The sequence below is a fragment of the Variovorax brevis genome, from assembly GCF_030317105.1.
GTDB lineage: Bacteria > Pseudomonadota > Gammaproteobacteria > Burkholderiales > Burkholderiaceae_C > Variovorax > Variovorax brevis.
In genome coordinates, this window is record NZ_JASZYG010000003.1 from 403,428 (window position 1) to 429,815 (window position 26,388).

General features: G+C 64.1%; 22 protein-coding genes. 2 read left to right on the top strand and 20 right to left on the bottom strand.

What is annotated here, in order from left to right:
• Positions 1-5: 5 nt before the first annotated feature.
• From QTI66_RS10675 to QTI66_RS10765, 19 genes are all read right to left on the bottom strand, one after another.
• Entirely contained in the window at positions 6-1,589 is a 1,584-nt protein-coding gene (locus QTI66_RS10675; RefSeq protein WP_286559480.1) for an ATP-dependent acyl-CoA ligase, read from the bottom strand.
• 24 nt (positions 1,590-1,613) lie between these two features.
• Positions 1,614-2,345 carry an ABC transporter ATP-binding protein gene (locus QTI66_RS10680; protein WP_286559481.1) on the bottom strand — a complete coding sequence of 244 codons (732 nt, stop codon included), beginning with the start codon at positions 2,343-2,345 and terminating at the stop codon, positions 1,614-1,616.
• Positions 2,346-2,430: 85 nt separating this feature from the next.
• Entirely contained in the window at positions 2,431-4,218 is a 1,788-nt protein-coding gene (locus tag QTI66_RS10685; RefSeq protein ID WP_286559482.1) for a branched-chain amino acid ABC transporter ATP-binding protein/permease, read from the bottom strand.
• Entirely contained in the window at positions 4,215-5,270 is a 1,056-nt protein-coding gene (locus tag QTI66_RS10690; protein ID WP_286559483.1) for a branched-chain amino acid ABC transporter permease, read from the bottom strand. Before QTI66_RS10690 ends, QTI66_RS10685 begins: the two co-directional genes overlap by 4 nt.
• Before the next feature lie 38 nt (positions 5,271-5,308).
• Complete coding sequence (locus QTI66_RS10695) at positions 5,309-6,466, bottom strand: ABC transporter substrate-binding protein (protein WP_286559484.1); 1,158 nt, start codon at positions 6,464-6,466, stop codon at positions 5,309-5,311.
• A 50-nt stretch (positions 6,467-6,516) separates the two neighbouring features.
• Entirely contained in the window at positions 6,517-7,017 is a 501-nt protein-coding gene (locus tag QTI66_RS10700) for an aromatic-ring-hydroxylating dioxygenase subunit beta (protein ID WP_286559485.1), read from the bottom strand.
• On the bottom strand, positions 7,014-8,339 hold the full coding sequence (locus tag QTI66_RS10705; RefSeq protein ID WP_286559486.1) for an aromatic ring-hydroxylating dioxygenase subunit alpha: 1,326 nt from the start codon (positions 8,337-8,339) through the stop codon (positions 7,014-7,016). Before QTI66_RS10705 ends, QTI66_RS10700 begins: the two co-directional genes overlap by 4 nt.
• A gap of 103 nt (positions 8,340-8,442) precedes the next feature.
• Positions 8,443-9,585 carry an ABC transporter substrate-binding protein gene (locus QTI66_RS10710; RefSeq protein WP_286559487.1) on the bottom strand — a complete coding sequence of 381 codons (1,143 nt, stop codon included), beginning with the start codon at positions 9,583-9,585 and terminating at the stop codon, positions 8,443-8,445.
• Between the two features lie 8 nt (positions 9,586-9,593).
• On the bottom strand, positions 9,594-10,751 hold the full coding sequence (locus tag QTI66_RS10715; RefSeq protein WP_286559488.1) for an ABC transporter substrate-binding protein: 1,158 nt from the start codon (positions 10,749-10,751) through the stop codon (positions 9,594-9,596).
• Positions 10,752-10,879: 128 nt separating this feature from the next.
• Positions 10,880-11,608, bottom strand: coding sequence for an SDR family oxidoreductase (locus QTI66_RS10720; protein ID WP_286559489.1), 729 nt, complete (start codon positions 11,606-11,608; stop codon positions 10,880-10,882).
• 3 nt (positions 11,609-11,611) lie between these two features.
• Complete coding sequence (locus tag QTI66_RS10725; protein ID WP_286559490.1) at positions 11,612-12,415, bottom strand: cyclase family protein; 804 nt, start codon at positions 12,413-12,415, stop codon at positions 11,612-11,614.
• A gap of 124 nt (positions 12,416-12,539) precedes the next feature.
• Positions 12,540-13,790, bottom strand: coding sequence for an SDR family NAD(P)-dependent oxidoreductase (locus tag QTI66_RS10730; RefSeq protein WP_286559491.1), 1,251 nt, complete (start codon positions 13,788-13,790; stop codon positions 12,540-12,542).
• Positions 13,787-14,962: a thiolase family protein gene (locus QTI66_RS10735; RefSeq protein ID WP_286559492.1), complete on the bottom strand. Its 1,176-nt coding sequence runs from the start codon at positions 14,960-14,962 to the stop codon at positions 13,787-13,789. The genes QTI66_RS10730 and QTI66_RS10735 overlap by 4 nt, the downstream gene beginning before the upstream one ends.
• Before the next feature lie 58 nt (positions 14,963-15,020).
• Complete coding sequence (locus QTI66_RS10740) at positions 15,021-16,643, bottom strand: AMP-binding protein (protein ID WP_286559493.1); 1,623 nt, start codon at positions 16,641-16,643, stop codon at positions 15,021-15,023.
• Between the two features lie 8 nt (positions 16,644-16,651).
• The gene (locus QTI66_RS10745; RefSeq protein ID WP_286559494.1) at positions 16,652-17,131 is read right to left on the bottom strand and encodes an aromatic-ring-hydroxylating dioxygenase subunit beta; all 480 of its coding nucleotides are present in this window, start codon (positions 17,129-17,131) and stop codon (positions 16,652-16,654) included.
• A gap of 12 nt (positions 17,132-17,143) precedes the next feature.
• Positions 17,144-18,457: an aromatic ring-hydroxylating dioxygenase subunit alpha gene (locus tag QTI66_RS10750; RefSeq protein ID WP_286559495.1), complete on the bottom strand. Its 1,314-nt coding sequence runs from the start codon at positions 18,455-18,457 to the stop codon at positions 17,144-17,146.
• A 19-nt stretch (positions 18,458-18,476) separates the two neighbouring features.
• Entirely contained in the window at positions 18,477-19,472 is a 996-nt protein-coding gene (locus QTI66_RS10755) for a PDR/VanB family oxidoreductase (RefSeq protein ID WP_286559496.1), read from the bottom strand.
• Positions 19,473-19,492: 20 nt separating this feature from the next.
• Entirely contained in the window at positions 19,493-20,998 is a 1,506-nt protein-coding gene (locus tag QTI66_RS10760; RefSeq protein WP_286559497.1) for an indolepyruvate oxidoreductase subunit beta family protein, read from the bottom strand.
• Positions 20,999-21,004: 6 nt separating this feature from the next.
• Positions 21,005-23,188 (bottom strand): thiamine pyrophosphate-dependent enzyme, encoded by a 2,184-nt coding sequence (locus QTI66_RS10765; protein ID WP_286559498.1) that lies wholly within the window; start codon positions 23,186-23,188, stop codon positions 21,005-21,007.
• A gap of 101 nt (positions 23,189-23,289) precedes the next feature.
• On the opposite strand from QTI66_RS10765, the gene QTI66_RS10770 reads away from it, so the two are divergent.
• Positions 23,290-23,802 carry a MarR family winged helix-turn-helix transcriptional regulator gene (locus QTI66_RS10770; protein ID WP_286559499.1) on the top strand — a complete coding sequence of 171 codons (513 nt, stop codon included), beginning with the start codon at positions 23,290-23,292 and terminating at the stop codon, positions 23,800-23,802.
• Between the two features lie 33 nt (positions 23,803-23,835).
• Here the strand turns inward: QTI66_RS10770 and QTI66_RS10775 are convergent, their stop codons facing one another.
• Complete coding sequence (locus tag QTI66_RS10775) at positions 23,836-25,869, bottom strand: hypothetical protein (RefSeq protein ID WP_286559500.1); 2,034 nt, start codon at positions 25,867-25,869, stop codon at positions 23,836-23,838.
• Between the two features lie 304 nt (positions 25,870-26,173).
• On the opposite strand from QTI66_RS10775, the gene QTI66_RS10780 reads away from it, so the two are divergent.
• On the top strand, positions 26,174-26,368 hold the full coding sequence (locus QTI66_RS10780; RefSeq protein WP_286559501.1) for a hypothetical protein: 195 nt from the start codon (positions 26,174-26,176) through the stop codon (positions 26,366-26,368).
• Positions 26,369-26,388: the final 20 nt, after the last annotated feature.

Genomic DNA, 26,388 nt, shown 5'->3' on the forward strand with positions numbered 1-26,388 from the left:
AGTTCCTATGCGCGGCGCGGCGGAAGGCGATCCCACGCCGACGGCGTGATGCCTCGCTCGCGAAGCTTGAATTTCTGGATCTTGCCGTTCTCGGTGCGCGGCAAGTCGTCGACGATGTCGATGTAGCGTGGAATGGCGAAGTACGGCAATCGTGCCTCGCAATAGTTGGCCAGTTCGGCAGGGTCGACGTTTTCACCGGACTGCGCAATCAGCGAGGCCATCACCTCGTCCTCTGCCAGTTCGGACTGCACAGGGTACACCGCCACGGTCGCGACCGACGGATGGCTGAGCAACACCTGCTCCACTTCATAAGAGGAGATGTTCTCGCCCCGACGGCGAATGGCGTCCTTCATGCGGTCGATGAAGCGGAACGACCCGTCAGCTTCACGCACCACGCGGTCGCCGGTGTGGAACCACAGGTTGCGCCAGGCTTCCACGGTCTTGTCGGGCATGTTGAAGTAGCCGGTGGCAAAGGCGAAGGGCTGATCGGCGCGCAGCAGCAACTCGCCGGCTTCACCATCCGGCAGCGCGGCGTCGGCGGCGTCGGCCACGCGGGCTTCGAAGCCGGGTTGCAGCCAACCCATCACGCCCTTTCGCGGCGCATCGGCATGCGTGGCGATGGCGAAGTTGGTCTCGGTCGACCCATAGCCTTCCAGCAACTGCACACCGGTGCGCTGCCGGAATGCATCGCCCGCCTGCGCTGGAACGCCCGGCCCCAGGCCGATGCGCACACGATGCGCCCGCTCGCGCTCGCCTTCGGGCTGCGCGAGGAGGATGGGCACCATCGCACCCAGCAAGTACACCACGGTCGCGCCACAGGCCTGCATGGCGGGCCAGAAGCCCGAGGCCGAGAAGCGCGGCGCGTAGACCACTTCGGCACCCGTGAGCGCGGCCTGCGCAAAGGTGTTGAGTGCGTTGATATGGAAAAGCGGCAACGTCGTGCACAGCACGTCGTCCGCGCCCACGTCAAGAATGCGCGCAGTGTTGGCGCCCCACCAGTAGAACTGCGCGTGCGGGCAGATCACCCCCTTGGCGGGGCCGGTGGTGCCGGATGTGTAGAGGATGGCGAGCGTGTCGCCCGGTTGCACCTCGGCTGACTCTGCAGCCTCGTTTGCGGCCGGGAAGCCGGTGCAGGTCACGCCTGCGGGCAAGGAAGGCGCCTTGTCCTCTCCAACGATCCAGATGCCGGCGAGCTCCGTCTTCGACAGGTCCGCTGTCTGCAAGCGATCAACCAGTGCATCCTCGATGACCAGCAGCCTGGCGCCACTGTTGGCCAGGAAGTACTCGATCTGCGGGCCCATCGACGCGGTGTTGATCGGCACGGACACCGCGCCGATCCAGCCGCAGGCCAGAAAAGTCTCCAGGCATTCGACGCGGTTGCCGCACATGAGCGCGACCCGGTCGCCGCGTTGCACGCCTGCGGCCTTTAGCGCGGCTGCACGCTTGGCGACGATGCCGGCGGCCTGCGTGTGCGTCCACCGGACGCCGGCGATCGACAGCGCCGGCTTGTCGCCGTATTGCGTTGCCTGCCGCTGCAGCATGGCCGGCAACGTGCGCTCGGCGGGAAGCAGGACGTCAAATGCGTTCATGGCGCATGGCCTCCGGATGTCAGCTCAATCGTCGTCATGCGTGCCGCCACCCAGGTAGGTGGCCTGCACGCGCGGATCGCTGGAGAGGTCGCCGGACTTGCCGTGCAGCGCGATCTCGCCCGTCTCCAGCACGTAGCCTTCGTCGGAGCTTTCCAGTGCGGCGCGGGCGTTCTGTTCGACGAGCAGGATCGACACGCCGTCGTCGCGCAGCTTGCGCACGATGGTCAGGATGTCGCGCACGACCAGTGGCGCGAGTCCGAGGCTGGGCTCGTCGAGCATCAGGAGGCGTGGCGCCGACATCAGCGCGCGGCCCACCGCCAGCATCTGCCGTTCGCCGCCCGACAGCGTGTTGGCGCGCTGCGACTTGCGCTCGGCCAGGCGCGGAAAGCGGTCGTAGACGGATTGCAGGCGCTTCCTGAGCGCGTCGCTGCGCAGGCGCTTGGTGTAGGCGCCGAGTTGCAGGTTGTCGAGCACGGTCAGTTCGCCGAAGAGCTCGCGCTTTTCCGGCACGAGGCACAGGCCCCGCTCGACGCGCGCTTCGACGTCCAGGCCGTGCATGTCTTCGCCTTCGAACTTCAGGAGGCCCTTGGAAGGCAGCAAGCCCATCGCGGCGGCCAGCAGCGTGGTCTTGCCCGCGCCGTTGGGGCCGATCACCGAGATGATCTGGCCCTTGTCGAGCGAGAGCGACACGCCGCGCACGGCATCGACCTGCCCATAGGACACGTGCAAATCGCCGATCTCCAGCATGGGCATCATTTCAGCACCCCCACGCTCGGCACTGACGTGTCCTCGCTGCCCCCCGAGGGGGCGCGAGCTTGCTTGGGGCGGCCCGGCGCGGCGCTCATACCACGCTCCCCAGATACGCCGCCTGCACGCGCTCGTCCGCGCGCACTGCCGAGGGCACGCCCTCGACCAGCTTGGAGCCAAAGTTCATCACGACCAGACGGTCCACCAGTTTCATCACGAAGTCCATGTCGTGTTCGACGATCAAGATCGTCACCCCTTCTTCGCGCAGCTTGCGCAGCAGTTCGCCGAGCGCCATCTTTTCCTTGCGTCGCAAGCCGGCAGCCGGTTCGTCCAGCACCAGCAGCACAGGGTCGGCGGCCAGTGCACGGGCGATTTCCAGGATGCGCTGCGTGCCCAGCGGCAGGCTGCCCGCCAGTTCATGCGCGCGGTCGCCAAGGCCGATGCGGTCGAGTTGCCGCTTGGCCTCTTGCAGGATCTGCCGCTCTTCGGTGCGGTCCAACCGCAGGCCGGCCTTGAGCACACCGGCGCGCGTGCGCGAATGTGCACCCAGCGCCACGTTGTCCAGCAGGCTCATGTGCGGGCGCAGCTTCACGTGCTGGAAGGTGCGCGCCAGGCCGAGTCGCGCCACCTCGCGTTGCGGCATGCCGGCGATGTCGCGGTCCAGGAAGCGCACCTGGCCGGATGACATCGGCAAGGTGCAGGTCAGCAGGTTGAACATCGTCGACTTGCCTGCGCCGTTGGGTCCGATGAGGCCGATGATCTCGCCGGCGTTGACCTCGAAGCTCACGTCGTTCACCGCCACCAGTCCACCGAAGCGCTTCACCGCCCCATTGACCGACAGGATGCGCGTGCCGCGCGCCGGCAGTTGGCGATGCGGCAGCGGCTCGACCGGACCCGCAAGCTTTTCATCGGACTGCGGCGCATGGATGCGGCCGCGCGTCAGCTTGCGCAGGAAGCCCATCAGGCCGCCGCGCGCAAAGTGCACCAGCAGGATGAAGAGCGCCGCGAAGGTGATGGCCTCCAGTTGCCCTGCCCGCTGGGTCAGCATGGGCAGCACGTCCTGCAAGGTGTTCTTGAGTGCGAGAACAAGCGCCGAACCCACCAGTGCGCCCGCGAGTTGACCCAACCCGCCGGCCACAGCCATGAGCAGGTATTCAATGCTGGCACGCACGTCAAAAGGTGCGGGGCTCACGAAGCGGTTCATGTGCGCATACAGCCAGCCGGCCAGTCCCGCCAACAAGGCCGCCAGCACGAACAGCGACAGGCGCACGCGGTACGCATCCGCGCCCACGCTGGCCAGCAGCGTCGCACCACCGCGCAGGCTGCGAATGGCACGACCCGGTCGCGACGCGAGCAGGTTGTAGCTGAACAGGAAGGCGAGCCCGACGATGAACCAGATCAGGTAGTAGATCGACCGTGGATCGACCAGCGACCAGCCCGCGATGTTCAGCGCAGGAATGTTCGACAGACCCGTGTGGCGACCCAGCGCATCGACATTGCCGAACAGCATTGCAATCGACAGGCCCCATGCGATGGTTGACAGCGGCAGGAAGTGCCCGCCGAGTCGCAACGTCAGCATGCCGATCGCCAGCGCAGACAGGCCCGTGAGCAGCAGCGCGAATGCGAGGCCGATCCACGGCGAGAGCCCTTGCGTCGTCGTGAGCCACGCCGTCGCATATGCCGCGATGCCGACGAATGCGGCCTGACCGAACGAAGTCGCACCGCCCACGCCGGTGAGCAGCACCAACCCCAGTGCCACCAGTGCGCCGATGCCGATGTCGTTCATCAACGAAACGGTGAAGTTGCCCAGCGCCAGCGGTGCGAGCGCAATGGCCAGCACCACCACGCCGACGAGCAGGCGGAAGCGTGTGAGGTGGTTCATTCATCCACCTCCTCTTCCTCTTCATCCGATTGCGGCGTCAACCACGATCGCAGCATGAGCACGGGGATCAAGAGGCTGAACACGATCACGTCCTTGAGCGCGCCGCTCCAGAACGAAGCGAAGCTCTCGACAAGACCGACCGCAAGCGCACCGATGGCCGTCATCGGGTAGCTCACCAATCCGCCGATGATCGCCGCCACGAATGCCTTCAGGCCAATGATGAAGCCCGAGTCGTAGTACATGGTCGTGACCGGTGCGATCAGGATGCCGATCAGCCCCGCCAGCAGCGACGCGCAACCGTAAGCCAGCATGGCGGTGCGCGCCGGCCGGATGCCGACCAGCCGCGCGCCGACGCGGTTGACGGCCGTGGCGCGCAGCGCCTTGCCCGCCACCGTGCGCTCGAACACAAGGAAGAACAGGCCACTCAGCACGATGGCCGAAGCCACCATCAGGATCACCTGCCCGCTCACAGTGAACCCGTCGCCCAGCGCCAGCGTGCCCGACGCCAGCGCCTGCGTGCGCGAACCTTCCGGCCCGAAGAACAACAAGCCCAGTCCCGAGATCAGGAAGTGCAGCGCCAGCGACACGATGAGCAGCACCAGCACCGAGGCATCCGCAATCGGCTGGAACACCACGCGTGCCAGCAGCGGCGCAATCGGCACCACCAACAGCACGGTCGCCGCAATCTGCAGCGGCGCCGGCGCACCAAAGCGTGACGCGAGCCACGCCAGTGCGCAAGGCACGGCCGGCAGCAGGCCCCACACGGCAATCGCCTTGGGGATGTGCGAATACTCGCCGCGTCGCGCCAGGCTCACGACCTCGGTCAACACCGCAAGCGCCGCCAGCGTGAGCACAAGCCCGATGGTGGGCGGCATGCGGCCGGTTTCAAAGGCCGCCAGCGTCAGCGCCGAAAACGCGGCCACGTCGCCAAAGGGCACGAAGACCACGCGCGTCACCGAAAAGATGAGCACCAGTCCCAGCCCGGCGAGCAGATAAACGGCACCGTTTGCCAGGCCATCGATGCCCAGGATGAGTGCCACGTCCCATGTCATTGAGATTCCTCCCGACTACTTCTTGTTCCGGCAGGCGTTCACGGCGCCAGCTTCCACTTGCCGTCTTCCAGCTTGACGATCACGCGTGCGCGCTCGTCCACGCCGGACAGGTCACCGGGCTTGAAGGTGTAGACGCCATGCGTGCCCACCACTTCCTTGGTGCTGAAGATGGCGTCGCGCAGCGAGACGCGGAACTCCGGCGTGCCGGGCTCGCCCTTGGCGCGCGCGGCGGCGTCGGCAAACACCAGCCATCCATCAAACGAGTAGGCCGAGAACGCGTCGGTCGTCGGCGCGTTGTTGACCTTCTGGAAGACCTGGCGGAAGTCCAGGCCGATCTTCTTCGTCGGGTTGGTGTCCGGCAGTTGCTCCGCCACGATGATCGGGCCCGTGGGCATCAGCGCGCCCTGCCCGGCCGCACCCACCACTCGCACGTAGTCGGGATTGATCAGGCCGTGCTGGCCATAGATGCCGCCCTTGAAGCCGCGCTCCTGCAGCGCCAGGAAAGGCAGCGCACCCGGCGTGCCGGCCCCGCCCGTCATCACCGCGTCGGGCTTGAGCGCGACGATCTTGAGCACTTGTCCGGTGACCGAAGCGTCGGCGCGTGCATAGCGCTCGTTGCTCACCACGGTGATGCCGGCCTTGGGTGCGGCTTTCATCATCGCGTTGTAGACCAGGTCGCCCCATGCGTCGGAGAAGCCGATGTAGCCGACCGTCTTCACGTTGTTGCGCTTCATGCGCTCGACCACCGCGTCGATCATCAGTTGCGTGGGCTGCGCAACCGTCACGACCCACGGGTTCTCGGCGGGATCGAGCAGGATGGGCGTGAGGCCGATCATCGGCGTCTTCGTTTCCTTGGCGACCTGCGCCATGGCGATGGCGGCCGGCACGCCGGAGGTGCCCATGATGACGTCGACCTTGTCTTCCTCGATCAGCTTGCGCGCGTTGCGGCCGGCCGTGGTCGGGTCGGAGCCATCGTCCAGCACGATGAGCTGGACCTTGCGGCCGTTGATCTCGCCCTTGTAGGCCTGCGCGGCCTGCATGCCCTTGGAATAGGGAACGCCGAGCGAGGAGTTCGGACCCGAGAGTGAAACGCTCAGTCCGACCTTGAGATCCGCCGCCAGCGCACTGGAAACGAAGGCGGTCAGGACAGCGGTTGCGACCGTGCAGCGGGTCAAGGTCTTCATCAAGCACTTCATGTCAAGTGGCTCCTCGTGGGTTGTGGATCAAACAGGGGAAAAAAAGCGATTCAAATGAACAGCTGGACAGCGGGCAGGGCTCGCTCGGCGCCGAGCAGGTCGACACGCTTGAGCTGGATGCGCAGTCCTTCGGGCGTGCGCACCAGCACATGGTGGTAGCTGCCCGCCAGCATCACCTGGTGTTCGCCGTGCGCCTCGATGTAGAGAAAGGGCGTGCGCAGCGTGGCCGTGCCGGCGGCTGCATCGATGCGTTCGACGCGCGAGTTCTGCAGCACATGCTGGCAGCGGCTGGCCGGATGCTGCGAGTGCGCGCGCGGATCCTTCAGGCGCTCGACGCGCAGCTTCAGCAAGAGCTTGTCCTCGAACGCGATGGAGTTGTGGGAATGCGGATCGCTCTGCTGCCGTCCGAGCAGGGGCACCCAATAGCGCCCGTCTTCGGCAAACAGATCGAGCCATTCATCGAAGAACCCTTCGTCCAGCAACGCGGCTTCGCGCGCAACAAGATCGCACAAGGCAAATTCGCTGAAAGCAGGATCGATTGAATCGCTCACGTCGAGGCCTCCATGCGCAAAGTCATGAATTCGGCCCAGGCGCGAAACTGATTGCGCATCAGCAGTTCGTTCGTGCCGTTGGTCGTCTGCGTGGGCTCGCTGAACTCGTCAGGGCTGTAGTTGCGATGCAGGCTCACCCATTCGTTGCCGTCGGCGCGCAGGCCCTTCTGGATGCTCTCGAACAGGTGCACGTCGTCGTGCGCGACCACGGACATGGGCGAGAACACGAGTCGGTTGTAACTCATCGCGCGCTCGAAAAGCACGTCCGGCGCACCGGCAGCACGAAAGGCATAGGCCTCGACCAGCGTGCGATTGGCAGCGAGTGGCCGAATCACCCGAATGGCCTGCGGCGAACCCTTGACAGACAGGCTCGGATACAGCACCGAGTTCTGCGGCGAGCGCTGAAGGATCTCGGTGGCGCGCTCCGCGCCGTGCGCATCGCGCATCGCCTGCTCGTACTCGGGCAGCGCCGCGTAGTTCGAATGAATGCTGAAGTTGACGCCCAGCACGCTGTGCCCGTGCGCGAACACGCGCCCACCCATCTTGTCGAAGAAGTCGTAGCTGGAGCCGAAGGGCAATATTTGCTCCATCGCCATCGGCTTGGGCTCATCGGGCGCGTGGCCCTCCCACAGGGCGCTGGCCGCCCGCGTGGCCGACTCGTGCGTCGAGGGCGGATGCACGGTGTCGTTGATGTTCTCCAGGTACATCTTCCAGTTGCAATGGACGATGTTGCGCATCGCGCCGCCCGCCAGCGTGAGCTTGCCTTCGGGCGAGCGGTCGACCATGTTGTCGATGGCGCGCAGCACCTCGCCGAAATAGCTTTCGAACGCCGGGCCCTCGTCACCCAGTCGCACGAAGACGAACTCGCGATACACCGCAACGTGCCGCAGTTCAGTCAGCCCTCGCCCCGACTCGCAATCCTTGAGCCCCGTGCCCTCATAGCCGTTCCTGATCGGGATCGCGAGCGGCGAGCCGTCCAGCTTGTAGGTCCACGCGTGGTACGGACAACGAAAGAACTTGCCCGCGTTGCCACACGCATCGCTGACGAGTTGCGTGCCCTTGTGCGCGCAGCGGTTGTAGAACACCTTGATGCCGCCATCGGGCTGCCGCACCATCAACAGCGGCCGCCCCGCGATGTCCTGCGTCGCGAAGTCGCCGGAATCCGGAACCTGGCTTGCGTGCCCGAGGTAATTCCAGGTGTTCGCAAAGAAGTGCTCCTGCTCCAGGGCGAACAGCTCGTCGCTCAGATACAGGTCACGATGCACCCTGTCACCCTGAACGAGCGCACGAATCGCATCGGGGCGGCTGCGGTAGTTCGTCATGCGATGGAGGCGAACGCGACAGTTGCACGCCCCGAGCCCGGCATGCGGTGCGCGCCGAAACGAGCACGACCCACAGAGCGGTTGATGCTGCGCATGAACGAGATCAGGGAACCAGCTTCCACTGGCCCTTCTCCATCCGCACCATGACAACAGCCCGCTGGTCCGACCCATACCGGTCGTCTGGCTTGAAGTTGTAAACGCCGTGCGTACCCACCAGCTCCTTGGTGCTCACGATGGCGTCGCGCAGTGCAGTGCGGTATTGCGGCGTGCCCGGCTCGACCTTCACGCGCGACGCCGCATCGGCCAGCAGCAGGTACGCGTCGTAGGTGTAGGGAGAAAAAGCGTCCGTCGGCACCGCCCCATTGGCCTTCTGGTAGTCGCTGCGGAAGGCCATCGACACCTTCTTGATCGGGTTGCTGTCCGGCAACTGGTCCGCGACCAGCACCGGCCCGCTCGGCACCTGCAAGCCCTCGATCGACGCACCGCCCACGCGCACGAAGTCCGCATTGATCAAACCGTGCGTGCCGTAGATCTGGCCCTTGTAGCCACGCTCAGCCAGCGCCAGGTACGGCAATGCCCCGGGCGTGCCCGAGTTCCCCGCAAAGACCGCATCAGGACGCTGCGCCACGATCTTCAGCACCTGCCCCGCCACGGACGAATCCGAACGCGCATAACGCTCATTCGCGACGATCTTGATGCCGGCCGGCTCCGCACTCTTCACGAGCGAGTCGTAGGCCAGGTCACCCAGCGCATCAGAGAAGCCGATGAAAGCCACCGTCTTGACGCCGGACTTCTTCATGCGATCGACGACCGCCGCCACCATCAGCGGAAAGGGCTGCGACACCGTCACGGTCCACGCGCCATCCGCGCCCGGAATGACCACCGGCGTGGGCGAAATCAGCGGCGTTTGCGTCTCGCGCGCCACGGCGGCAATCGCCATCGCACCGGGAACACCCGAAGTGCCGATCAGCACGTCGACCTTGTCGTCCACCACCAGCTTGCGCGCGTTGCGCCCGGCCGTCGTGGGGTCCGAGGCATCGTCCAGCACGATGAGCTCGACCTTGCGCCCGCCGATCATCGGATGCTGCGCAATGGCAGCGCGGATGCCCTTTTCATAAGGGATGCCCAAGGCAGCCACCGGGCCCGACAACGAGCTGATGAAGCCGATTTTCAGGTCGGCAGCGAAGGCCTGCGCAACGCCCAATGCGAGCGAAGTGACGGCGAAGATTTTGGTGAGACGCTTCATCGCCATCTTCACGGCTGAAGCTTCCACTGGCCCTTTTCGAGCTTGACGATCACCCGCGAGCGATCATCGGAGCCGTAGCGGTTGTCCGGCTTGAAGTTGTAGACGCTGTGCGTGCCCACCAGCTCCTTGGTGCTCACGATCGCGTCGCGCAAGGCCACGCGGTATTGCGGAGTGCCGGGCTCGCCCTTGGCGCGCGTGGCGGCATCCAGCATCACCAGCCAGGCGTCGAAAGAATAGGCCGAGAAGGCATCCGTCGGCGCCGCGCCGTTGGCCTTCTGGTAGGCCGCGCGGAAGTCCATCGCCGCCTTGCGCATCGGGTTCGTTTCGGGCAGTTGCTCGGCGACGATCACCGGGCCGGTCGGCGCCAGCAGACCTTCGACCGAGGGGCCGCCCACGCGCACGAAGTCCGGGTTGATCAGGGCATGCATGCCGTAGATCTGACCCTTGTAGCCGCGGTCCATCAACGCAAGGTACGGCAACGCGCCGGGCGTGCCCGAGGTGCCGGTGATCACCGCATCGGGCTTGAGCGCCACGATCTTGAGCACCTGACCCGCCACCGAGGTGTCGGCGCGCGCATAGCGTTCGTTGCTCACCACCTTGATGCCGGCCGGCTCCGCGCTCTTCATCAGCGCGTCATAGACCAGATCGCCCCACGCGTCGGAAAAGCCGATGTAGCCCACCGTCTTGACGCCCGACTTCTTCATGCGCTCGACCACCGCGTTGACCATGAGCGGCGCGGGCTGCGGCAGCGTGACCATCCACGCACCCTCCTCGCCCGGCAGGTTGGCATTGGCAATCGAGATCAGCGGCGTCTTCGTCTCGCGCGCCACGCCGGCGATGGCCAGCGAACCGGGCGATCCTGCGGTGCCGATGATCACGTCGACCTTGTCTTCTTCGATGAGCTTGCGTGCGTTGCGCGCCGAGGTCGAGGGGTCGGAGCCGTCGTCCAGCGCGATCAGCTGGATCTTGTGGCCCGCGACTTCCGCCTTGTAGGCCATGCCGGCCTTGATGCCCTTGTCGTAGGGAATGCCCAGCGACGACACCGGCCCGGAAAGGGAGGTGATGAAACCGACCTTGAGGTCGGCAGCCAATGCGTTGGCAACGGCGATGGCGCTCAGGCCCAGCGCGAGGCCGGTGCGCACACAGAGACGGATCGAGGCTTTCATGGCTTTCCTTGGTGGGTCATCGTTGTCGGGAGCAACAACATGATTTATCAAATGTTTAGGTGTCAAGAATACTGGCGTGGGAAGACTTGTGCGAGGAGGGGAAGTACTTAGGCCGATGCGGCTGGCCGCTACAGCGTCAGGCTGCCGACGCTCGTGCCGCCGCACACATAGAGCACTTGCCCGGTCACGAAGCCGTTCGCCGGGTCCGCAAAGAAGCTGACGGCGCGCGCCACATCGGCCGATTCGCCCAGCCGCTTGACGGGCACCGACGCGGCGAGTGCGCGCTCCTTGTCGCTGCCCTTGTCGACCACGTCGTAGAACATGTCGGTGCGAATCGGACCCGGCGCGACCACGTTGACGGTGATGCCCTCGGGCGCCAGTTCCAGCGCCCAGGTGCGCGCCATGCCCAGCATGCCGGCCTTGGTGGCGGAATAGCTGGTGCGCGTGGCCAGGCCCACGGCGGCGCGTGAAGACAACAGCACGATGCGACCGAACTTCTGGGCACGCATCGTTGGCAATGCCGCCTGCACGAGTTGAATCGCGCAGCCCAGGTGCAGGTCGACCAGTGCGTCCAGGTCGTCGAGCTTCACGTCCGCGAGCAGCGCGGCGCGGATCACGCCGGCGTTGTGCACCACGGTGTTCACGTCGAACTGGTGCACCATCTGGCGCACGGCTTGCGCCGTGGCTTCGCGGTCCATCAGGTCGACTTCGATGCTGTGCATCTTCGCGTGCTCGATGTCGCTCTTGCGGCGTGCCAGCGAGATGACTTCGTAGCCCTTGGCGAGCAGGTCCTCGCAGATGGCCTTGCCGATGCCGGCGCTGCCGCCGGTGACAGCTGCAACTTTACGGATGGTCATGGTTCAACCCTCCACCAAGGCAAGAACGCGCAAGGGGCTGCCGCTGCCCTTCTGGATCTTCAGCGGCGGGCAGATCAGCACCGCGCCGGCCGGCGGCAACTGGTCGAGATTGCACAGGCACTGCAAGCCGTAGCGGCCTGCGCCGTGCATGTAGTAGTGGCAGGGGTACGGCGGGCGAAGGTGGTAGCCCTGCCCTGCGTCGGTGCCGATTGCTTCGGAGCCGAAGCCGAGCACGTCGCGCTGCTCGACCAGGAATCGCACGGCTTCGGAGCTGGGGCCCGGCGTGTGCTGTCCGGTCTCGTCGAAGTTCTGGTACGCCTCGGGGTCGTGGCGCTGCGACCAGTCGGTGCGCATCAATACCCACGCACCCTTGGGGATGCGGCCGTGCGCGGCTTCGTAGCGCTCGATGTCCTCGACCGTCATCAGGTAGTCGTGATCGGCCTTCACCTGTTCCGAGCAGTCGATGACGCAGGCCGGCGCGACGAAGTGCTGCGCGGGAATGGTGTCGACGGAGTTGTTCGGCAGGTCCTTGCCGGAGATCCAGTGAATGGGCGCATCGAAGTGCGTACCGGTGTGCTCGCCGCAGGAGAAGTTGTTCCAGTACCAGCCCGGGCCGCGTTCGTCGTAGTGCGAGACCTCTTCGATGCGGAAAGGCCAGCATTGACCCATCTCGGGCGGCAGCGCGATCTGCGGGAACTCGGGCGTGAGCGTCTGCGTGAGGTCGACCACGCGGATCCGGCCTGTGCTCATGGCGCTCACCAGACCGCCGAGCAGTTCGGCGGCGGATGTGAGGGTGCTTGTTGTCATTTACTGATTTCCTTCTTTTTCAGGAACACTGCGGAACCGGCTTTGCCGGGCCGCTGGTGTTGCCCCCCTGCAAGGGGGTTAGCGGAGCGACACGAAGTGCGCGAAGACTGGGGGTGTGCCATGTTCAGCCGCCAGCGGCCAGTTCGCGTTCAAGCACCTTCGGGTTGTCACGCCAACGCTCTAGCCATTCTTGTGCCACGTCGCCCGGATACACGTCTTCGACGCCATCGCGCAGTGCCTTGACGATGGCATTGGCCAGTGCGCTGCCGGCCAGCTTCGGCGGTGGAACATGCTGGTTCCATTCGTCGTCGATGGGGCCCGGGAAGACATTGATCACACGAATGCCCGCAGGGCGCATTTCTGCGCGCAGGCATTGCGCCAATGACAACGCCGCTGCCTTCGATGCGCTGAAGGTGCCATGCGGCGGGAAGTTGCTCAGCGCGTAGACCGACAGCAAATTGACCCACGCCGTCGCGCCCGTCGCGCCATCGGCGGAACGGCCCTTCAGCGCAGGACCGAACTCTTGCGCAAGACGCAGCAGGCCGAAGTAGTTGATGTCCATCTCGGCCTTGGCCACGTCCGTGCCGCGCCGCGCGCCGATGCCGAAGGTGCGGTGCACCTCGGCGTTGTTGATGACGATGTCGACCTTGCCGCCGATCTCACCGGCCAGCTCGGTGACGGAGCGGCCGTTGGTCAGGTCCAGCGGCACCAGCGTCACCTGCGGCAGCGCGGTGATGTCTTCGAGGCCGCCCGTCTTCTTCCATGGCTCGGCGTGGCCGACCCACACGATGTCGGCGCCGGCCTTGACCAGCGCGCGCACGATGGACTGGCCCACCTCGGTCTTGCCGTCGGTGACCAGCACCTTGCGGAATTTGGGGTCGCTGGTCATTTCACGCAGCATCTTGTCGTCGGCCATATGGGCGCTCCCTTCGTTCGGAAATCCAATCAATACCGCTTGTCCTGCCCGGTCGAGCCGGGCGCCGACGCGCACGCGTGAAGGCGCATCGCCGACCTCGCCGTGCATGTGGACCATCAGCGTCGGGCCCGCGTCCAGATGCACCAGCCCGAGGCGCCAGGGCAGTCGTTCGCGGAAGTACATGTCGTTGCTGTGGTACAGCGTGGTGGTGGCGAGCAGGTTGCCTTCGCCCGACTGCTCGCGCCAACGCAATGCAGCCGACAGGCACTTGTGGCACGCCTCGCGCGGCGGGTACTGCACCGTGCCGCATTCCTGGCACTCCTGCAGTTCGAAGCGGCCTTCTGCCGCAGCAGCCGTGATGCCCAGCGCGACGCGCCCGCGCGCCCACGGCGGCAGGTTCATCTGGCGTGTGCGCAGGACGGGGTTCTTGCGCTTGGGGCGCATCAAGGGCATGGTCATGCTGGTCTCCCCAAGATCACAGCGCCGGTACACAGGCAACGGTCGTAGGTCACCATGCCGAAGCCGGCCACGAGACCCAGTTGCGCATCCTTCACGGCACGCGGCCCGGCCGCATCGGTGAGTTGCCGGATCGTCTCCGTCATGCCGAGAAAGCCGCCCGCTGCGCCAGCTTGGCCCGCCGACAACTGCCCCCCACTCGTGTTGTTGGGAAAGCTGCCCTCAAAGGTCATGCCGTGCGATTGCACGAAGGCCGAGGCCTCGCCTTTCTCGCAGAAGCCCAGGTCTTCGAACTGCATCATCACGATCACCGGGTAGTCGTCATAGGTTTGCACGAAGTCGAGTTCGTCGGGCCGCACGCCTGCCTGTGCGTAAAGGTCGGCGCGGTCCACGCGCCAGCCGCCGCGCACCATCACCGGGTCTTCGCTGAAGGCGTTGTGACGCTCGATGGCACCACGGATCACGGCGTGTGGCAGTCCGAGGTCGCGTGCGCGCTCCTCGCTCATCACGAGGAAAGCTTCGGCACCGGCGCAAGGCATCACGCAGTCGAACAGGTGGATCGGGTCGGAGATTGGCCGCGCCGCCATGTATTCGTCCAGCGTCAGCGGCTTCTTGAACATGGCGTGCGGATTGCCCAGCGCGTTGGTGCGCTGGTCGACGGCGATGCGGCCGAAGTCCTCGCGCTTGGCGCCGTAGGTGCGCATGTAGTTCGCGGTGATGAAGGCGAAGACAGAGTTGGGCCCGCCCGCGCCATAAGGGTATGTCGCGTCGCGCGCGAAGTTGCTGAAGGCGCCGAGCGTCTGGCGGAAGGAATCGACGTGGTTGGTGTCGGCTGCGACACACGCCACCACGTCGGCGTCGCCCGCTTGAACGGCACGTGCGGCGCGGCGCAGGCACATCACGCCGGATGCGCCGCCGGTGGGCACATGGTCGAGCCAGCGCGGCGACAGGCCCAGATGCTGCGTAACGCCAACGGCTGTGTCGGGCACCAGCGAAAAGCTGCTGAGGCACAGGCCGTCGATCTGCTCTTTCTTCAGGCCACTGGACTTGACCAGCGCGTCGACGGCGTGGCCGATGAACCAGTGCGCGGTGCGCGTGGAATAGCGAACATAGGGCACGGTGACCGGCACGGCCACCGCAACGCCTTCGTAGGAAAGGCGACGCCGGGCGGTCATGACGTCACCTCGGCAATGCGTGCTGCCGCGCTTGCCTGCTGAGAGGCGGCTGGGCGGTTCATGCCTGCCTCTTCTTCATCGCGCGCGTGTCGATGCAGTTGGCTTCGCCCGGCAGCGCATGCGCGAGTTCACGCAGCTGGCCGCGCTGGATCTTCTGCGACGGCGTCAACGGCAACGCGTCGACGAAGGCGACGTAACCCGGCGCCTTGTAGTAGGCCAGCTGCGCCAGCGCGTGATCGACGATGCTCGTGGCAATCGTGGAGGCGGACGATGCATCCACGCCCTCCCGCAACACGATGCAGGCCAGTACCTCGTCGCCGCGCACCGCATCGGGCGTGGCCGCGACGGCGGAAGCCTTCACGGCCGGATGCTGATTGAGCACGCTCTCCACTTCGACCGCGGAGATGTTCTCCCCGCTGCGGCGAATCACGTTCTTCTTGCGGTCGACGAAGAAGAAGTTGCCATCGGCATCACGGCGCACCAGATCGCCGGTGTGGAACCAGCCATCCGCCCATGCCTCTTGCGTGGCCTTGTCGTCCTTGAGGTAGCCGGAGAAGAAGTAGCGGCGCGGATCGTCGCCGGCCGAACGCACCAGCAGTTCGCCCGGCGCATCGCCCACCACGTCGCGGCCTTCTTCATCGACCAGACGCAGGTCAAGGAATTCCGGCTGCCGTCCGAAGCAACTGTTGCCCACCAGACGCGGCTCGCGATTGGCCATGACGCAGGCTCCGGCACCCGTCTCGGTCATGGCCCATGCCTCGACCAGCGGGAACGCAAAGCGCTCTTCGAAGGGCGCGTGGTTCTTGCGGTCCACGCCGGCGCCGAAGCCCCAGCGGATGGCATGTTCGCGGTCTGACGCGGCGGCAGGCGCGCTGAGCAGCATCGCCGGCATCACGCCAAGGTAGTGCGCAATGGTGGCGCCGCTTTCGCGCGCGCTTTGCAGCCAGCTCTTGGGGTGAAAGCGATCGAGTTGCACCAGACAGCCGCCCGCCACCAGCACCACCATGGTGGAGAACGCCATCGCGTTCATGTGGTTCAGCGGCAGCGGCGTGATGACGCGCTCCGTGTCGGGGCGAATGCTGCACACGCCGTCCAGCGACGCGTACCACTCGCCTGCGCGCAGGAAATAGTCATTGGTCAGGATGCAGCCCTTGGGACGACCCGTGGTGCCCGATGTGTAGAGCAGGCCGCATTCGGTGTTCAGGCCGACGGGTTCGCCAGCGCGCGGCGCGGGGGTGCGCGCGCGGGGCACTTCGCCGTCAGGGGGCATCGTGCTGAAGGCCACGCCAGCTTCCGTCGCCGCCGTCCGCAGGTCGGTCGCGCGAGCCGGCAGCGTGACCGCCAGACCCATCTCGCTGTGGCCGATGAGGTAGATCAGTTCGGCCGAGCGCATTTCCGCATTGATGGGCACCACGCTCACGCCCAGTGCGTTGAGCGCGAACCAATGGAAGAAGTACGCGGGCCGGTTTTCAAGCAGCAGGCCGACGCGGTGGCCGTGGCCCCAGCCGGCGGCTTGGTAGGCGTTGCGCAGGCGCTCGACTTCGGCTGCGGCCTGGCCCCAACTCGTGGCGCCCGCGGGAATCCCGTAGGCAGCGGCCGTGACCGGCTCGGTGAACAGGAAATCCGCATCCGGCGTGCGGACAGCCGTCGCGCGGAAGACGTCGTAGACAGTGGCGTGCATGGGGTCGGTCAAATGAACAACTGCACGGCCGGCAATGCGGCGTCGCAGTTGAGAAGGTTCACGCGCTTGAGCGTCATGCGCAGCGCGCCATCGCTCAAGGTCAAGTGATGGAAGAAGCTGCCGACGTAGAACTGCAACTCGTCGCCTTGCGACTCGGTGTAGTGGAACTCGGTGCGCACGACGAACTTGTTCGCTTCCTCGTCGAAGCTTTCGACGGTCGGCGTTTGCAGCAGGTGATGGCAGCGGCTCGGCGGTTGCTGCGAGAAGGCGCGCGGGCTCTTCAGGCGCTCGATGCGCAGCTCGCGCAGCAGCTTGTCCTCGTACATGTGCGAGGTGTGCTGGAAGCCGTCTTCCTGATCCGGAACGAGCGGCACCCAATAGAAGGCGTCGTCGGTGAAGAGCGCGTTCCACTCTTCATAGCGCTTGCCGTCGAGCAGGCGACATTCGTGCACGACGAAGTCGATGAGGTCCTGGCGGTTGATGGTCATCTCGGTCGCCCCTTACATCGTCGACGTCATGTGGCGTTCCCAAGCGCGGTACTGGTTGCGCATGGAGATCTCGCTGGTGCCGATGGTGGTCACGTCCTTCTGACCCACTTCCGACGCGTCGAAGTTGCGGTGCAGGCTCACCCACTCGTTGCCGCTCGCATGCAGGCCGGCCTGAATGCCGCGATAGGCCTGCAAGTCGTCATGGCCAACGATGGAGAACGGCGAGTTGATCAAGCGGTTGTACATCGTCGTGCGATGCAGCAGTTCCGGTGGCGCGCCCTTCAGCCGGAAGGTCCAGCTTTCCACCAACGTCTTGTCGACAGCGATCGGACGGATCACGCGAATCGACTGGATCGCGCCCTTGATCGTCAGGTTGGGGTAATACACCGTGTTGTGCCGCGCCAGTCCGAGGATCTGCTGCGTGCGCTCCGGGCCGTATTTCGCTTGCATGGCCGCGTCGTATTCCGGAATCGCCGAGTACTTGCTGTGGATGCTGTAGTGCACGCCCGAGAAGCTGTGGCCATTGTCGAACACGCGCACGCCCATGTCCTCGAAGAACTTGTAGTCCGACATGAAGGGCACGAACTGTTCGATGGCCATGGGCTTGGGTTCGTCAGCCGGCTTGCCCGACCACATGGTCTTGGCGGTGCCGGCCGAGGACTCGTGCGCCACCATGGGGTGCATGGTGTCGTTGAGGTTCTCGATGAACATCTTCCAGTTGCACTGGTGCATGAAGCGCAGGCAGCCGCCGGCAATCTCGAGTTCGCCTTCAGGCGAACGGTCGGCCATGTTGTCGATAGAACTCAGTGAGTCGCCGAAGAACTCCTCGAAGTCCGGACCGACGTCGTTGAGCTTGACGAAGATGAAGCCGCGGTACAGGCGCACGTTCTTCACCTGCGTCAGGCCCTTGGCCGATTCGCACTCATTGAGTTGCGTGCCTTCGTAGCCGTTCTTCAACGGAATCGACAGCAGCGAGCCATCCGTCTTGAAAGTCCACGCGTGATACGGGCAGCGGAAGAACTTGCCGGTGTTGCCGCAAGGTGCGCTCACCAGCCGCGAACCCTTGTGCGCGCAGCGGTTCATCATGACGCGCACCGAGTTGTCGGTGTGGCGCACCACGATCAGCGGGCGTCCGGCAATCTCGACGTTGAGATAGTCGCCCGGCTTGGGCAACTGGCTGTCGTGGCCGACGAAGTTCCAGGTGTTCGCGAAGAAGTGTTCCTGCTCCAGCTCGAACAGTTCGGGGTTGATGTAGATGTCGCGGTGCACGCGGTCGGGTTGCACCAGCGCGCGGATCGCTTCGGGGTTGCCGCGGTAGCTTGTCATTCTTGGGTCTCCTGAATTCCTAGACGTCCAGCACCAGGCGCGCACCTTTTGCGCGCGAGATGCAGATCTGGATCACATTGCCGGCCGCCTTCTCGCTGGCCATCAGCACGTAGTCGCGGTGGTCGATCTCGCCTTCCATCACCGGCGTCGCGCACACGCCGCACTCGCCGCGCTTGCAGTCGTACATCGGGTCGCAGCCTTCATCGATCATGCAGTCGAGGATGGTCTTGTCGGCGGGCACGGTGAAGGTCTTGCCCGACATCGCGAGCACGACTTCGAAGGGATGGTCGCCCTCTTCCACCGCCGGCGTGGTGAAGAGTTCGAAGTGCACGCGGTCGTGCGTCCAGCCGCGCTTTTGCGTGGCGGCGAGCACGGCGTCGAGCATGACCTTCGGGCCGCAGACGTAGAGCTGATCCTGCGGTGCGCAGCCGTCGAGCAAGGCTTCGATGTTCAGCGGCGCACCGGCTTCGACGTCGGCGTGCACGATCAGATCGTCGGCCAGCAGCGATTGCAGCTCAGGCAGGAAAGCCATCAGCTCGCGGCTGCGGCCGGCGTAGTGCATGCGGACCGGCAGGCCTTGCGCCTTGCGTTGGGCCGCCATGCTGATCATGGGCGTGATGCCGATGCCGCCTGCGATCAGCACGGCACGGGCCGCACCTTCGTGAAGCGGAAAGTCGTTCTTCGGCACCTCGATGGTCAGCGCATCGCCTTCCTTCAGGCTCTGGTGCATGAAGCGCGAGCCGCCACGGCCATCGTCTTCGATGCGAACAGCGATCACGTACTCGGTGGGCGCGTCGGTCACGCCCTGCTGCGCGGCAGGGTTGATGAGCGAGTAGTGGCGCCAGTCTTCCTTGCCGTCCGGCAGCGTGACCTTCACGCGGATGTGGGCGCCGGCCGTGAAGCCCGGCAACGCGGCGCCATCGTCGGCCCGCAGGCGGAACATGCGGATCAGCGGGTTGAGCTGACGCGCTTCCGCAACGCGCAGGGTCAGCGTGGGCAGTGGTTCATGTGACATGGTCTTGTCTCCCTTCAATATCAGGCGAGTGCGTAGCGGGCCAGCACGTCGCGCAGCTTGTTGCCGTGTTCGTCGGCAAGCGCAGCGTCGCGCAGCTCGCGCAAGGTGGCGGGGGCCAGCGTGCTGCCGGCGCGTTGGGCGGCGCCCATCACCAGTTCGTAGTTGCGCAAACCGCGCTCGTGGGTGTCGCTGTAGCCCTTGACGAGGCGCTGGCATTCGGCGATCTCCAGCGCCAGCGCCGGGTTGATGGCGGCCGTCAGCGCGATGCGGTCCAGCCACTGCTCAATCAACTGGTTCTCGTGCGCGAAGCGCGTGGTGGATCGGCGCCAGCGCGCAGCAGCCGCCACGCAGCGCAGCAGGAGGAATCCGTGCACCGAACTGGTCTTGATCACACGACCCTTTTGCGTCATGCGCTCGACAATCCGGCGCGGCGCGCCCGAGTTCATCAACCAGCGGCCGATGCCACCAGGCAAGGTCTCGCAGATTTCCTGCAGGCGCGGATGCATGTATTCGTTGATGGCCACGAGCTGATCCGACTTCACGCCGGATTCGTCGCGCACGCGATCGAAGCGGGTGGCGCGGGTCTTCAATGCGGCGACGCGTGCGGTGTCTTCGTAGGACATCCATAGCGCGAGATGGCGCGCGGTGCTTTCAGCGAGCCGGCCGCCGTCGTTCAAGGGCAGCGCGTGGATCTTGGCCATGCGGTCGAGATAGGTGCCGGCATAGGCGATGTCCTGATAGTCGATCAGCCGGCGCACGCCTTCCAGCAGCAGGAAATGCGCGGTTTCAGGAAACTCACGCTGCACGCGCTCGACCAGTGCGCGCACCTGCGGATGCTTCGGCGCCGGGGCAGCGCGTGCGGGCAATGGCATCGCAGGCGCGTCCTGCTCCGACCCCGACTGCACGCGATCGAACGCACCACCAAAGGCCTTCAGGCTTGGCTTGACGCCCACACCGCCGCGCTCCACCGTGGCTTCGAACTGCGCGCGGCTGAAGGGCAGCACGCCCGAGCCAGCCAGCGCGCCAAAGAGCACAGCGCTGATCACGCTGCCAGCCTCTTCCGCCGCCTTCGCCATGTCATGGCGAATGAAGCGCTTGGCCGCTTTCTGCGCGTGGTCGATGAGTTGCGTGCTGTCGACACGGCCATCGCCCATCGCCGACTTCTCGGCGATCGAATACACGCGATGCGTCGAAGCAAGAAGCGTCGTGCGGTCCTGCGTGACCAGCCCGCGCTGCACCGCACGGCCGGCTTCCATCAGTTCAGAGGCGAGCACGACGTCGACGTCGCCCGGCAGCGGCATCAACGCCAGCACCGGCTTGCCGCCATCCGCCCTGGCACGCGCCTCGGGGTACAGCTCGACGTAGTAGATCGTGGCGCCAGTGCGCTGCGCAACGCCCGGCACCGAAGTGGTCTGCGCGATGTAGCCGTTGTGTTCGCCGAGATCGACGATCCAGTCGGCCAGCACGCCGCCGCCCTCGCCGCCCATGGCGAGGATGGCAATCTTGATAGGTTGTGTAGCGTTCATGAAATCTCAGAAAGCGAAGCGCTCGCGGCGCTTGGCGTCACCGCGCTGCATCCAGCCGATGACGGCGGAACGCACGCGTTGCAGCAAACGGTCGAAGGACGTCGGATTGCTCACGACCTGCGCTTTGTAGAACGACGGGCACAGCACCGCGGCATGGGACACGTCGCCGCAGTTGCCGCAGCCGACGCAGCTGTCGAGCACGGTCGCGATCGGGTCGGTGCGCAGCGGATCGGGGTTCGGCTTGATCGACAGCGACGGGCAACCCGACAGCCGGATGCACGAATGGTCGCCCGTGCAGGTGTCCGGGTCGATGCCGAACTTCTCGCGCACCACCCGCTTGCCTTCCGCCACGGCCTTGCGCACCAGCGGCTTCTCGCGGCGCTGCTTGTTGAGCATGCATTCCGACTGCGCGATGAGCACCTTCGGGCCCTTCTGCTTCGTCGTGAGCGCTTCGCGCAGCACGTCGCGCATGCCGGCCACGTCGTAGGTTCGGCGCATCGTCTTGACCCACTTTACGCCCACGCCGCGCACGGCCTGCTCGATCTCATGACCGGTGCTGCGCGTCGGGTTGTTCGCCTTCGACGACAGGATGTCCTGCCCGCCTGTCGCCGAGGTGTAGTTGTTGTCGACGACGATGGTCAGGTTGTCGCTGCGGTTGAACACCGCGTTGGCGATGCCGCTGGTCAAACCGTTGTGCCAGAAGCCGCCGTCGCCCATCATCGAGATGGCACGCTTGCCGGCCGGCACGTTGAGCGCTGCCGCACCCGCCGTGCCCAGGCCGTAACCCATCGTCGTGTTGCCGAGATGGAACGGCGGCAGGATGGAGAACAGGTGACAGCCGATGTCGGCGCTGATGTGGTGCGGACCCAATTCGCGCTCGACAAGTTTCATCGCGCTGAAAATCGGCCGCTCCGGGCAACCCGTGCAGAAGCCCGGCGGCCGCGCGTGGACGCTTTCCTCCAAGGGACGCGAAGGCTCCGGCGCACCATCGACGCCAATGTCGGCGACGACCGTCAGCGGGATGACCTTGCGCACAGGCGCGGGCACCGGCAGCGGCGCGATGCGTTCATAGCGCTCGAAGAATTCGCGTGCGCCCTTCAGCAACACAGCGGCGGTGTACTCGCCCGCGACCGGCAGCATGTCCTTGCCATGCAGGGCCGCGCTGACGCCTGCTTGCCGCAGGATGGTCGCGATGTTCTGTTCGATGAAATTGGGCTGCCCCTCTTCCACCAGCAGCACCGCGCGCTTGCCTTCGCAAAAGCGCAGCACTTCGCTGTCGATCACTGGGTAGGCCACGTTCATGACGTAGAGCGGCACTTTCGAGTTGCCGTACACGTCGGCCAGGCCCAGTCGCTCCAGCGCGCGCATCATCGTGTTGTAGCTGCCGCCCTGCACGATCACGCCGATGTCGTCGGCGCCATCGTTGAAGAATTCGTTGAGCTTGCGCTCCTCGATGAAGCGCACGGCCGCGGGCCAGCGGTCCTTCACCTTTTCCTGCTCGTGCACGAAGCTCGCCGGCGGCAGCACGATGCGGCTGACGTCGCGCTGCGGCGTTTCGAGCGCGTCCTTCAGCGTGAACTTGGGCGGCACGTTGTCCGATGCGACGAATTGCCCGTGCACGTGGCATGCACGGATGCGAAGCTGCAGCATCACCGGCGTGCTGCTGGCTTCCGACAGGTCGAAGCCCTGCTTCACTGCATCGACGATGGAAGGCAGGTTGGGCCGCGGGTCCAGCAGCCACATCTGCGACTTCATCGCGAACGCGTGGCTGCGCTCCTGCATGATGGAAGAGCCTTCGCCGTAGTCCTCGCCCACGATGATGAGCGCACCGCCGGTCACGCCGCCCGAGGCCAGGTTGGCCAGCGCATCGGAAGCCACATTGGTGCCCACCGTCGCCTTGAACGTCACGGCGCCACGCAGCGGATAGTTGACCGACGCCGCCAGCGTCGCCGCCGCCGTCGCCTCGCTCGCGCTGTTCTCGAAACGAATGCCCTGTTCGGACAGGATGTCCTGCGCGTCCGCAAGCACGTCCATCAGGTGCGAGATGGGCGAACCCTGATAACCGGCCACGTAGGCCACGCCCGACTCCAGCAAACCCTTGGTAACGGCAAGAATGCCTTCACCCGCGAAAACATCGCCAGCGCCGAGCCTCAGCTTTTTGACTTCCTCTACAAAGGACCGCTCAGCCATGGTGCTCCTTGAAAACCCTCGAACCAAATCGTTCGAAGTCAGTATATTCTTTAGAACTGAACATATCCACAATCATGAATAACCCTAGACAAGCAAGCAACGTGCCTGCACGAGCCCAGCGCAGCGGCTCTGCGGCGCAGGCGCACGCGCCCCGGCGTTTTGTCGATGACTACCTGCCCGCCCTGCTGGCGCAGGCCAGCCACCTGATCTCCTCGGAGTTCCACAAGGTCGCGCGGGACCACGGGTTCTCGGTGTCCGAATGGCGCGTGATGGCGACGCTCGCCGGCGGCGACGCCATCAGCATCGGCCGCCTCGCGCAGGTGGCGGTCATGAAGCAGCCGACGGTCACGCGCATGCTCGACCGCATGACGGCCAAGGGCCACGTCGAGCGCCTGCCCCACGACAGTGACCGGCGCATCACGCTGGTGCGCATCACCGACGTTGGCGAGCGCACCGTCAAGCAACTGATGGATCTGGCGCGCGAGCACGAACATCGTGTGCTGGAGCCCTTTGGGTTGAAGAGCGCGGAGGTGTTGAAGGAGACGCTACGGCGGATGATTGAGTTGCATGAGGACGCGGGCTCAGACCCCGAATTCAGCGATGACAGCGACTGACGTCGTTCATTGAATCAATACAGCGCTGCCGCATCACTGCTTCAGGTCGCGACGCAGAACTCCAGAAACGGTCAGGATCGCAAGTGAGGTCAGGAGTGCCCCAAAAGCCGCATAGATCGCCTTACCCCAAGCCCACCCGACATACCTCGAGCGGACCGAACACTTCGACTCTTGGCGAAGATCCAACAACGGCACCATCACGTCCAACGCGTAGATCAATGGATCAATTTGATCACCGCAATCCGGATCATCTAGATTCGGGCTACCTAAAGCCAAGGCAGACAAGCCGGTTAATGGCGCTTTCTGGTCGACATTGGGGCGGACGTAAAAATTGACACCGCCTGTCGGAAGTATTGCATTTCCCGAGATTGAAGTTGTTTCCAACGCGAACACGCCGCCCGCAACATTTCCATAACATACAAACGCGGCCCCTGCAAGCCAATAAACCAGCAAGGTAAATATCGCCTTTCGCGCGCTGTACCCATAGCCGAACATTACGCAATAGCATTGCGATAGAACAAATTCGAACGGAACAAACGGAAGGTACCACCAGCGACGAACTTTCGGCCTGCGACGTTCGAAGCTTATTCCAGACATCAGGATTTTCCTGGCGCCGTCGAGATCTCCGCTCACGGAAAATGCCCTGGCCATATGCTGAAATGGATCAAAACTGACATCAATCCACGACTTTTTCCGGTTTGAGCGTCGCTGCCACCACCCGCCAAGGCTTTTTTCGTCCAAGGCACCCTTCCCATTAAACTGCACTCCCTTGCGTTGCTGGGCAAGCCAGGCAATTCCGTCAACCGCTTCGATTGCCTCATCGCCAGCAAGAGCTTTCATTGCATCGATGGCTTCATACTTAAAGCCATCAAGGCGCAGTTGCGATGACGCCCCTCCCCAACCATCTGAAAGGTTGCCTCCCAATATAGCAGCCTTCGAGCAAGTCAAATCGATCACGGTGGGGCCGTCGCAAATCACCTGCTTCATTTGGAGACTACCCTCCACACGAATGCGCCGCATTGAGAGGAGAGGGAGTTTCAGGAGCGTAATCTCACTTGAATCACCCATATGCACCTGCCCAACGATCAGATCGCCAGCAATTTTGGCGCCATCCAGTCGAACTCCTCCCAAAATGTATGGCAAATGCTTTTGCTTTTCGTCTTGTGGCGCGATCATCATTTTCCCACCGACCTCAATTTCAGTAGCGTCCAGCGCGTAAAGGACATCGTCTCGCCGTTCGAACGTCGGCATTTCGATCGAGGCTTCCGCGACTCTAAGTGTTTCGGCGATACGCATTCCTCGCAAAACGATCTGTCCATCAAATTCACAATTTCCCCAAACACGAAAATCGCCTTCGACAGTCATTACTGAGCAATCAATTGCCGGGAACTTTATCCGGTCCTCTGCCAGGGCCAGTTTGACCACAATTCGATTCAAGCTCACGAACGTACCCACATGCGAGTAGCTCATTTTTATTTGGCCGCCAAAATCAGAATTCCAGAGGGTTATCGCATGTTTGATATTTGCCCCGGAAAGATCAAAGGCATATTTGCCTGGATCATTAATTCCAATGACGGCAGATCGAACTTCAACACTTCCATTCACCAGAGCATCTTGCAAACTTACCCCATTGCAAATGCGGTGCGTCCCGGAGAATTCAACTATCCGGAAATCCCCTTCTATGCTGCTTCCTGTCAAATCAAGAGTCGCACCTTCTTGTTTTGTACTTTCGCTGTGTCCGCGAAAATGGCAGCCATTTTCTATTAGGACGGATCCCGAAATTCGGGAGCCACGGAGGTCAACCGGGTTGCTTGCGAGCGGGTGCCCTTCGTTCATTAGACCAATCTCAGACAGCATCAGATCATCTGAAATTCGAATTAATCTGGCGTTGAGGGCAGACAACTTGCACTTCAGAAACTCAAGACTGCGTACCGTTGCGCCGGCAAGCTCAATTGAAGAGTCAAAACTGCATCTCTCAAAACGCAACGAAACTCCGAATGCGATACTGGCAATTTCCTTCCGCAAGTCGAATTGACCAAAGATCCGGAAATTCTCAAGTACGATCACTGATGGTCGATATTTCGATAAACGAAGATATGCCGCAATTGCACCTACGACTTGGCGGGCATTGAACGCAACCCGTTCGCTCGCCCGTCAACAGAGAGTCGGGCCAATATTTGAACGCCCTTCGCGTCTTCATCATCCATGAGTACCCTCCTGCCGTTTCTCGGCGTCTGGCAGACCATGTGCACCCAAGCTGCGTGATGAGCATGCGCTTTGGACTTGCGCCACAGGCAACTCATGTTTACGATTGTCTCGACTTTAATGCGATAGTTCTCACATTTCTTGAAACAAGAAAGCTGGAAACGCCATGGACCACACCAAGTCATTCGCCGAGCGCAGACGTCAGTTGCAGTCCCAGGCGGCGGCCGTTGAAGGGGCTGTCACACCACCGCAGGGGGAGGCGATGGACGACTGGAACAACTTTCCCAACTATTTCAAGTTCGCCAGCTTCGCGAACACGTCGGTACCGCAGCCGAAGCACGAACCCGAATCGCCGAAATAGCCAGTCGACGCAATCTCCCG